The sequence below is a fragment of the Ruegeria sp. CE9 genome, assembly GCF_056537425.1.
This window is the reverse complement of sequence record NZ_JBQFRO010000077.1, coordinates 1-1,201: the sequence shown is the minus strand read 5'-3', so window position 1 is coordinate 1,201 and position 1,201 is coordinate 1. Positions and strand designations below refer to the sequence as shown.

At 57.9% G+C, this 1,201-nt stretch carries 3 protein-coding genes and 1 pseudogene; 2 read left to right on the top strand and 2 right to left on the bottom strand.

What is annotated here, in order from left to right; translation table 11 throughout:
* The coding region (locus tag ACR0B3_RS24130) for a glutamine amidotransferase-related protein (RefSeq protein WP_480811254.1) at window positions 1-96 on the bottom strand (96 nt) is incomplete at its 3' end.
* A 116-nt stretch (window positions 97-212) separates the two neighbouring features.
* Here ACR0B3_RS24130 and ACR0B3_RS24125 point away from each other — a divergent pair.
* Both ACR0B3_RS24125 and ACR0B3_RS24120 read left to right on the top strand, forming a co-directional pair.
* Window positions 213-503: a hypothetical protein gene (locus tag ACR0B3_RS24125; protein ID WP_480811256.1), complete on the top strand. Its 291-nt coding sequence runs from the start codon at window positions 213-215 to the stop codon at window positions 501-503.
* A gap of 67 nt (window positions 504-570) precedes the next feature.
* A complete protein-coding gene (locus ACR0B3_RS24120; RefSeq protein ID WP_480811255.1) occupies window positions 571-960 on the top strand; it encodes a hypothetical protein in 390 nt (129 codons plus the stop codon).
* Here ACR0B3_RS24120 and ACR0B3_RS24115 read toward each other — a convergent pair.
* Window positions 935-1,201 (bottom strand): annotated as a pseudogene (locus ACR0B3_RS24115) (multidrug ABC transporter ATP-binding protein); the annotation flags it as partial. The gene ACR0B3_RS24120 and the pseudogene ACR0B3_RS24115 overlap by 26 nt on opposite strands.

Sequence of the window (1,201 nt, the reverse complement as noted above, 5' to 3'; positions counted from 1 at the left end):
GTCATTGCGCAAAACGCGGGTTTCTGCCCCAAGCTCGCCCAAGTAGTGAACAAGGTTATAGGTGAAACTGTCGTAATTATCGATCAAGAGAAGCATGACGGGCTCGCGGAATTGGGGGTGTTTTGGCAGATCACTCAGGCTATAAATGTTCAGAGCCGCGCCTCGGGGTCAAGGGAGGTGGGGCTGAAAACATGCGGCACTGCGCAGATTGATTGGCACAAGAGAGGGTAAAGTCGGATGCTAAAGGGGTTTTGGTCGGTGCCGTGATCGGCCCGGTGATCTCTGTGACGGGATTATTGGGCACATCCTATTTCTTAGGGCAAGACACGGGCGGGGTGGTGGAGCAGGCCCAAGAGGCCGCAGCCCCCTCCCCAGATCCTGCCCCTGCCGCCGCGCCTGAGCCAGAACCCCAGCCAGAACCACAGCCAGAACCACAGCAAGAACCGCAGCCAGAGCCAAAGGCTGAGCCGCAGCCAGAACCTGAGCCAGAACGCGTGATTTGACCAACAATCACGCCAGATGCCCCTGTTGTACAACCCGCGATGCCCCCCCGTGTCGGCCTCGGCACCCATGCCAGAGCCCGAAGATCTGCCTGCGGTCGTGGCCTACGCAACGCCGTTTTCTGCACCGCAATCTGTGCCGCTTTTCTCAATCTTGCTTTATGATGATCCCGAATTTCCGCTGATCGATAGCACCTTGCAAAGCCTAACGGTGCCTGTGAGCATCGTGATTGATCCCACGCGCATGGATGCAGAGGCGCAACTGGCGCGATATCGTGCGGCAGGGATTGAGGCGGTAATAGAGGCGCGGTTTGCTGATCTTGCGGCATTCGAGGCCGCGCTCGACCGCCTGCCGCAAACTGTGGGCTTGCTTGACAGCGCAGATGGAACAGTGCGCGGGGATGTTTCTCTCCAAGGTCAGGTTCTGGCGCGGATGCGTTTTGGCGGTCACGCAATGTGATCGGTTGGGCAATGGTCTCCATCCCCTCCATCACCACCCCCAATTCTCGGAATAGGCTTGAGAGAGCCCACATGATCCAGCCCGTCATTGCATTGAGTTGTAAGGTGAGGGCGGCTGCCGCCGCCACAACGCCCACAGTCGCCGTTCCCGTATACCACAACCAGACCGACCAACCGACAACGGACACAATCAAAAGTCCATTCAAGGTCAATAGCGTGATGTCCATTATCGTGAATATCCG

Coding starts and splice junctions, on each gene's coding strand:
- ACR0B3_RS24120 (WP_480811255.1), top strand. CDS start 571: ATGCCAGAGCCCGAAGATCTGCCTGCGGTCGTGGCCTACGCAACGCCG.